Raw genomic sequence first — 6,912 nt, 5'->3', positions numbered from 1 at the left:
GCGGGGGGCGCCCACGGGCCCCCGGGGCCCCCCTCCGGGTACCCCCCCCCCACGACGTGGGATCAGGTCAGACGTTGAAGCCGAGGGAACGGAGCTGGTCCCGACCCTCGTCCGTGATCTTGTCCGGGCCCCACGGCGGGAGCCACACCCAGTTGATCCGGATGTCACTGACCAGGCCGCCGCCGGGGCCGGTGGTCAGCGCCTGCCGGGTCTGGTCCTCGATGACGTCGGTCAGCGGGCAGGCCGCCGAGGTGAGCGTCATGTCCAAGGTGGCGACATTTTCGTCGTCGACGTGGACGCCGTACACGAGGCCCAGGTCGACCACGTTGATGCCGAGCTCCGGGTCGACGACGTCCTTCATCGCCTCCTCGATGTCGGCGATCATGGCCTTGCTGACGCCGCCCGCAGGAGCGGCGGCGTCACCGGTGCCGTCGGTCGTCGCGGCGTCGGTCTGCGGCACCACTGTGGTGTCACCGGCCTCCGGCGTCGCCTCAGTAGCGGTGTTCTCGCTCATGCCGTCCCTCCGCATCGCTGTGTGATGCCACAAGGCACCACGGTGTCATTCGCTCGCTGACGCACCGTCACGCCTTCACCTCCGGGCTCACGCCCACACCGGCGCGTGCCGCGGCGTCCTTGAACGCCATCCACGGCAGCAGCGCGCACTTGACCCGGGCGGGGTAACGGGCCACACCCGCGAAAGCAACCCCGTCACCGAGCACGTCCTCGTCCGGCGTGACCTGGCCACGTCCGGACATCAACTCCACGAACGCCTCGTGCACCTCGAATGCTTCCCCGGCGCCCCGACCGCGCAGCAGTTCGTGCAAGACGCTCGCCGAGGCCTGGCTGATCGAGCAGCCCATCCCGTCGTACGAGATGTCGTGCAGCACCGTGCCGTCGGTGGCCACCCGCACGGTGACCTCGTCACCGCAGGTGGGGTTGACGTGGTGCGCCTCCGCGACCTGGTCGCCCGGGTCGTCGGCGTCGCGCAGGCCACGCCCGTGCGGATGCTTGTAGTGATCCAGGATGATTTCCTGGTAGAGCTGATCCAGCTGCACCATCAGTCGAACACCTTCCGCACCTGCTCCAGACCGGCCACCAGAGCGTCGATCTCCTCCATGGTGGTGTAGAGGTAGAACGAGGCCCGGGTCATCGCCGGGACGCCGAACCGGCTGCACACCGGCTTGGCACAGTGGTGGCCCACCCGCACCTGCACGCCGAGCGAGTCGAGCACCTGACCCACGTCGTGCGGGTGCACGTCACCCAGCGCGAACGAGATGGTGCCACCCCGGCCCACCGGCACGGTCGGGCCGAAGATCCGCAGGTCCGGCACCGAGCCGAGAGCGTCCAGCGCGTACGCCGTCAGCTCCTTCTCGTGCCACTGGATGGCCTGCATCCCGATGCCGGTCAGATAATCCACCGCCGCACCGAGCGCGACCGCCTCGGCGATCGGCGGGGTGCCCGCCTCGAAGCGGGCCGGCGGCGCGGCGAACGTCGAGCGGGCCATGGTGACCGTCTCGATCATCGAGCCGCCGCCCATCACCGGCGGCATCGCCGCCAGCAGCTCACCGCGACCCCAGAGCACGCCGATGCCGGTCGGACCGCACATCTTGTGGCCGGTGAAGACGATGTAGTCGGCGTCCAGGTCGACCACGTCGATGGGCAGGTGCGGCACCGACTGCGAGCAGTCCAGCAGCAGCAGCGCGCCCACCTCACGGACCCGCGCGGTGATCCGGGAGGTGGCGTTGACAGTGCCGAGGATGTTGGACACGTGCACCAGCGAGACGATCTTCGTCCGTTCGGTGACCAGGTCCTCCAGGCCCGACTCGTCCAGCCGACCCTGGTCGGTGACCGGGAACCAGCGCAGGGTCGCGCCGGTCCGCTCGCAGAGCAGCTGCCACGGGACGATGTTCGAGTGGTGCTCCATCTCGGAGATCACCACCTCGTCGCCGGGCCCCAGCCGGAACCGGGGGTCGGCGTCCGGGCGCAGCGAGGCGTTCGAGAAGGCGTACGCCACGATGTTGATCGCCTCGGTGGAGTTCTTCGTGAACACCACCTCGTCGACGCTCGGCGCGTTGATGAACGCGGCGACCTTCGCCCGCGCACCCTCGTACGCCTCGGTGGCCTCGGTGCCCAGGGTGTGCACCGAGCGCGACACGTTGGCGTTGTGCCGCGCGTAGTGCTCGTCGAGCACATCGAGCACCTGGCGGGGTTTGTGCGAGGTGTTGGCGCTGTCGAGGTAGACCAGCGGGTGCCCGTTGATGTCCCGATCGAGGATCGGGAAGTCGGCGCGCACCCGGGCCACGTCGAAACGCGGCACGTCGTCGTACTGCGGCATCCCCGAAGGGATCGCGATGCTGGTCATCTCGGCAGCGCCTCTCCCGCTCAGGCCTTGGCCGTGCCGGCCCCGGCGGCGTACCGCTCGTAGCCCTCGGCCTCAAGCTTGTCGGCCAGCTCCGGGCCGCCCTGCTCGACGATCCGGCCGGACACGAAGACGTGCACGAAGTCCGGCTTGATGTAGCGCAGGATCCGGGTGTAGTGGGTGATCAGCAGCACGCCGGTGTCGCCGGTGTCGCGGACCCGGTTGACGCCCTCGCTGACCACGCGCAGCGCGTCCACGTCGAGACCGGAGTCGGTCTCGTCGAGGATCGCGATCTTCGGCTTGAGCAGCTCCAGCTGGACGATCTCGTGCCGCTTCTTCTCACCACCGGAGAAGCCCTCGTTGACGTTGCGCTGGGCGAACGCCGGGTCCATCTGGAGACGCTCCATCGCGCCGCGCAGCTCGCCGCCCCAGGTACGGAGCTTCGGCGCCTCGCCGTCGATGGCGGTCTTCGCGGTCCGCAGGAAGTTCGCCACCGAGACGCCGGGCACCTCGACCGGGTACTGCATGGCCAGGAAGAGGCCGGCGCGGGCGCGCTCGTCGACCGTCATGGCGAGCACGTCCTCGCCGTCGAGGGTCACCGTGCCGCCGGTGATCTCGTACTTGGGGTGACCGGCGATCGAGTACGCCAGGGTGGACTTGCCGGAACCGTTCGGGCCCATGATCGCGTGGGTGCTTCCCGAATTAACCGTCAGGTCTACCCCATGCAGGATCGGCTTGAGCTCACCCTCGGGCAGCTTGACCGACACCTTCAGGTCGCGGATCTCCAGGGTGCTCATTATCGGGTCACTCCATTACTCGGCGTCAGGCTGAGGTAGATGTCGCCGTCGCGAACTTCGACGGGGTAGACGGGGACGGGTTCGGTGGCGGGCAGGCCGGTCGGCTCGCCGGTGCGCAGGTCGAAGCGCGAGCCGTGCAGCCAGCACTCGAGCGTGCAGCCGTCGACCTCACCCTCGGAGAGGGCGACCGAGGCGTGCGAGCACTCGTCGTACGCGGCGTAGAAGCCGCCGTCCTCGCCGTGCACCAGTGCGATCGGCGTGCCGTCGACGTCCGCGCTGATGGCGGTGCCCTTCGGCACGTCCTCGGTGGAGCAGATTCGGATCATCAAGCGCCCGCCTTGGTCAGCCGGGCCTCGATCGCGTCGCCGAGGCTCTCGCGCAGCGACTCCACCGGGATCTTGTTGATCAGCTCGGCGAAGAAACCACGGACCACCAGCCGGCGGGCCTCACTCTCCGGAATGCCCCGGGCCATCAGGTAGAACAGCTGCTCGTCATCGAAGCGGCCGGTCGCGCTGGCGTGGCCGGCGCCGGCGATCTCGCCGGTCTCGATCTCCAGATTGGGTACGGAGTCCGCCCGCGCGCCATCGGTGAGCAGCAGGTTCCGGTTGATCTCGTACGTGTCGGTGCCCGTCGCCTCGGCCCGGATGAGCACGTCACCCACCCAGACGGTGTGCGCGCTCTCGCCCTGCAGAGCGCCCCGGTAACCGACGTAGCTGCGGCAGTCGGGGACGGTGTGGTCGACCAACTGCCGGTGCTCCAGGTGCTGGCCGGAGTCGGCGAAGTAGACGCCGTACAGCTCGGCCTCGCCGCCCCGCCCGGTGTATTCCACGCTGGTGAACTGCCGGACCAGGTCGCCACCCAGGGACACCTGGATGTGGATGACCTTGGCGTCCCGACCCAGCTTGATCTTCAGGTGCTGGGCCTGGACGGCGTCGTCGGCCCAGTCGGCGACCGTGACGAGCGTCAGCTTCGCGCCGTCGGCCACGGCGACCTCGACGTTGTCGGCCAGGGTGGCCGACCCGACGTGCTCCAGCACCACTGTCGCCTCGGCGAACCGGCCCACCTCGACGAAGGTGTGCCCGAACGCCGGCTGCTCGACGCCGCCGCCGACCACCCGCAGCCGCACCGGCTCGCCGAGCACCACGTCGGGGGCCACCCGCAGCAGCAGGGCGTCGGCGGCGGCACCGTAGGCCAGCGCGCTGACCCGGTCGACCGGGGTCAGCACACTGCCGATCCGGTCGTCGTCACGGCCGACCCGGGTGATGGCGACGCCCTCGGGCAGGTCGCCGTACTCGTGTCGGACCGCGCCTGCCGCAGCCGGCGCCTCAGTGGTCAGGCCGCGGAGGCGCTTGAGCGGGGTGAAGCGCCACTCCTCCTCCAGGCCGGTGAGGGCCGGGAAGTCGGCGACGTCGTACGAGCGCAGCGCCTGCGACTTGGTGCTGGGCGGCGGCGCGGAAGCCTGGGTAGTCATTTCTTCCTTGGTCTGTTCAACGACGACGGTGTCAGGTGCTCGGTAGGGCGGGCGGCGTCAGCCGACCGCGCCCTCCATCTGAAGCTCGATCAGGCGGTTGAGCTCCAGGGCGTACTCCATCGGAAGCTCCTTGGCGATCGGCTCGATGAAGCCGCGCACGATCATGGCCATCGCCTCGTCCTCGCTCAGGCCCCGGCTCATCAGGTAGAAGAGCTGGTCGTCGCTGATCTTGGAGACGGTCGCCTCGTGCCCCATCGACACGTCGTCCTCGCGGATGTCGACGTACGGGTAGGTGTCCGAGCGGGAGATGGTGTCGACCAGCAGCGCATCGCACTTGACCGTGCTCCGGCTGTGGTGCGAACCCTCCAGCACCTGCACCAGACCCCGGTACGAGGTGCGGCCGCCGCCACGGGCGATCGACTTGGAGATGATGGACGAGGAGGTGTGCGGCGCGGCGTGCACCATCTTGGCGCCGGCGTCCTGGTGCTGACCCTCGCCGGCCATCGCCACCGAGAGCACCTCGCCCTTGGCGTGCTCGCCGGTCATGTAGACCGCCGGGTACTTCATGGTCACCTTGGAGCCGATGTTGCCGTCGACCCACTCCATGGTCGCGCCCTCGTGGCAGACGGCGCGCTTGGTGACCAGGTTGTAGACGTTGTTCGACCAGTTCTGGATGGTCGTGTAGCGGCAGCGCGCGTTCTTCTTGACGATGATCTCCACGACCGCGCTGTGCAGCGAGTCGGAGGAGTAGAGCGGCGCGGTGCAGCCCTCGACGTAGTGCACGTACGCGCCCTCGTCGACGATGATCAGCGTCCGCTCGAACTGGCCCATGTTCTCCGTGTTGATCCGGAAGTAGGCCTGCAGCGGAATCTCGACGTGCACACCCTTCGGCACGTAGATGAACGAACCACCGGACCACACCGAGGTGTTCAGGGCGGCGAACTTGTTGTCGCCGACCGGGATCACCGTGCCGAAGTACTCCTTGAAGACGTCCTCGTGCTCGCGCAGCGCCGTGTCGGTGTCCAGGAAGAGGACGCCCTGCTCCTCAAGGTCCTCGCGGATCTTGTGGTAGACGACCTCCGACTCGTACTGCGCCGCGACACCGGCGACCAGGCGCTGCTTCTCCGCCTCCGGGATGCCCAGCCGGTCGTAGGTGTTCTTGATGTCCTCGGGCAGGTCCTCCCAGCTGGTGGCCTGCTTCTCGGTGGACCGCACGAAGTACTTGATGTTGTCGAAGTCGATCCCGGTGAGGTCCGCGCCCCAGGCCGGCATCGGCTTACGGCCGAACAGCCGCAGGCCCTTCAGCCGCAGGTCGAGCATCCACGCCGGCTCGTTCTTCTTGGCCGAGATGTCCCGCACCACCGCCTCGTTGATGCCGCGCTGGGCGACCGCCCCGGCGGCGTCCGGGTCGGACCAGCCGTACTCGTACCGGCCCAGGGCGGCGAGCTGCTCTTCCTGGGTCAGGGGCTGGACGATCTGCTCGGTCATCTATCTGTCCTCACAGTGGTGACGGGATTACCGGATTGAACGCGGCCCGGCTGGGTCGGGATGTGCGTGGTGCACACCCCGTCGCCGTGCGCGATGGTGGCAAGACGCTGCACGTGGGTGCCGACCAGACGGGAGATAACCGCAGTCTCGGCCTCGCACAGCTGGGGAAACTCGGCGGCCACGTGCGCCACCGGGCAGTGGTGCTGACAGAGCTGACCGCCGGAGGCGATCGTGGTCGCGTTGGCAGCGTAACCCTCGGCGGTGAGCGCTGCGGCGAGTGCCTCGGCGCGGGCGAGAGGGTCGTCGCCGGCGTCCTCCATGGCCGTCCGACAACGGGACTCGAGAGCGGACACCTGCTCGGTGGCGAACGCCTCGACCGCGTCCGAGCCGCCGCTGCGGGCGATCCATCGCAGCGCGGCGGTCGCCATGTTGTCGTAGTGGTGTGTGCCACAGCGGACCCGGGCGGCCTCGGTCAACAAGAACACCTTGGCCGGGCGCCCCCGCCCGCGACTGCCGAGCACGGTCTGCTCGCGGGCGTACACGTCACCGTCGGCGAGCATCGCGTCCAGGTGCCGGCGGATCGCCGCCGGACTGAGCCCGAGCGCCGCACCAAGCTGCGCGGCCGTGGTGGCACCCTGCTCCAGCAGCAACCGGGTCACCCGATCCCGGGTGGAGATCTCGGCCGCCGCCGGTCCGGCGAGGCCGGCCGACGTGGTCACGGCGGGCGCAGACGCGTGCACACCGACGGCCGGTACAGCCGTCGGTTGGTGCCCGGAGAGCGCCGCCGCGTTTTTCAC

The 6,912-nt window shown here is 69.2% G+C and carries 8 protein-coding genes; all 8 read right to left on the bottom strand.

All coding sequences use genetic code 11. The features are described 5' to 3' along the window. Window positions 1-67: 67 nt before the first annotated feature. Complete coding sequence (locus tag ABZU74_RS32555; protein WP_196924411.1) at window positions 68-514, bottom strand: metal-sulfur cluster assembly factor; 447 nt, start codon at window positions 512-514, stop codon at window positions 68-70. Window positions 515-581: 67 nt separating this feature from the next. Further along, entirely contained in the window at window positions 582-1,055 is a 474-nt protein-coding gene (gene sufU, locus ABZU74_RS32550; RefSeq protein ID WP_355049630.1) for a Fe-S cluster assembly sulfur transfer protein SufU, read from the bottom strand. A gap of 2 nt (window positions 1,056-1,057) precedes the next feature. Further along, window positions 1,058-2,362 (bottom strand): cysteine desulfurase, encoded by a 1,305-nt coding sequence (locus ABZU74_RS32545; RefSeq protein WP_355432133.1) that lies wholly within the window; start codon window positions 2,360-2,362, stop codon window positions 1,058-1,060. Between the two features lie 20 nt (window positions 2,363-2,382). Then, on the bottom strand, window positions 2,383-3,156 hold the full coding sequence (gene sufC, locus ABZU74_RS32540; protein WP_355432130.1) for a Fe-S cluster assembly ATPase SufC: 774 nt from the start codon (window positions 3,154-3,156) through the stop codon (window positions 2,383-2,385). Further along, window positions 3,156-3,482 carry a non-heme iron oxygenase ferredoxin subunit gene (locus tag ABZU74_RS32535; RefSeq protein ID WP_091403693.1) on the bottom strand — a complete coding sequence of 109 codons (327 nt, stop codon included), beginning with the start codon at window positions 3,480-3,482 and terminating at the stop codon, window positions 3,156-3,158. The genes sufC and ABZU74_RS32535 overlap by 1 nt, the downstream gene beginning before the upstream one ends. Beyond that, window positions 3,482-4,627 (bottom strand): Fe-S cluster assembly protein SufD, encoded by a 1,146-nt coding sequence (gene sufD / locus ABZU74_RS32530; RefSeq protein ID WP_355432127.1) that lies wholly within the window; start codon window positions 4,625-4,627, stop codon window positions 3,482-3,484. Before sufD ends, ABZU74_RS32535 begins: the two co-directional genes overlap by 1 nt. Before the next feature lie 57 nt (window positions 4,628-4,684). After that, window positions 4,685-6,115, bottom strand: coding sequence for a Fe-S cluster assembly protein SufB (gene sufB / locus ABZU74_RS32525; protein ID WP_234588434.1), 1,431 nt, complete (start codon window positions 6,113-6,115; stop codon window positions 4,685-4,687). Further along, entirely contained in the window at window positions 6,112-6,855 is a 744-nt protein-coding gene (locus ABZU74_RS32520; protein WP_355432139.1) for an ArsR family transcriptional regulator, read from the bottom strand. The genes sufB and ABZU74_RS32520 overlap by 4 nt, the downstream gene beginning before the upstream one ends. Window positions 6,856-6,912: the final 57 nt, after the last annotated feature.

This window comes from Micromonospora sp. NPDC005171 (assembly GCF_040608575.1).
In the GTDB taxonomy this organism is placed as follows: domain Bacteria; phylum Actinomycetota; class Actinomycetes; order Mycobacteriales; family Micromonosporaceae; genus Micromonospora.
This window is presented reverse-complemented; position numbering and strand designations above follow the sequence as displayed.

Bases quoted from the DNA above. Each gene is read 5' to 3' on its own strand.
- ABZU74_RS32555 (WP_196924411.1), bottom strand. From the start codon at position 514: ATGAGCGAGAACACCGCTACTGAGGCGACGCCGGAGGCCGGTGACACC.
- ABZU74_RS32545 (WP_355432133.1), bottom strand. From the start codon at position 2,362: ATGACCAGCATCGCGATCCCTTCGGGGATGCCGCAGTACGACGACGTG.
- sufC (WP_355432130.1), bottom strand. From the start codon at position 3,156: ATGAGCACCCTGGAGATCCGCGACCTGAAGGTGTCGGTCAAGCTGCCC.
- ABZU74_RS32535 (WP_091403693.1), bottom strand. From the start codon at position 3,482: ATGATCCGAATCTGCTCCACCGAGGACGTGCCGAAGGGCACCGCCATC.
- sufD (WP_355432127.1), bottom strand. From the start codon at position 4,627: ATGACTACCCAGGCTTCCGCGCCGCCGCCCAGCACCAAGTCGCAGGCG.
- sufB (WP_234588434.1), bottom strand. From the start codon at position 6,115: ATGACCGAGCAGATCGTCCAGCCCCTGACCCAGGAAGAGCAGCTCGCC.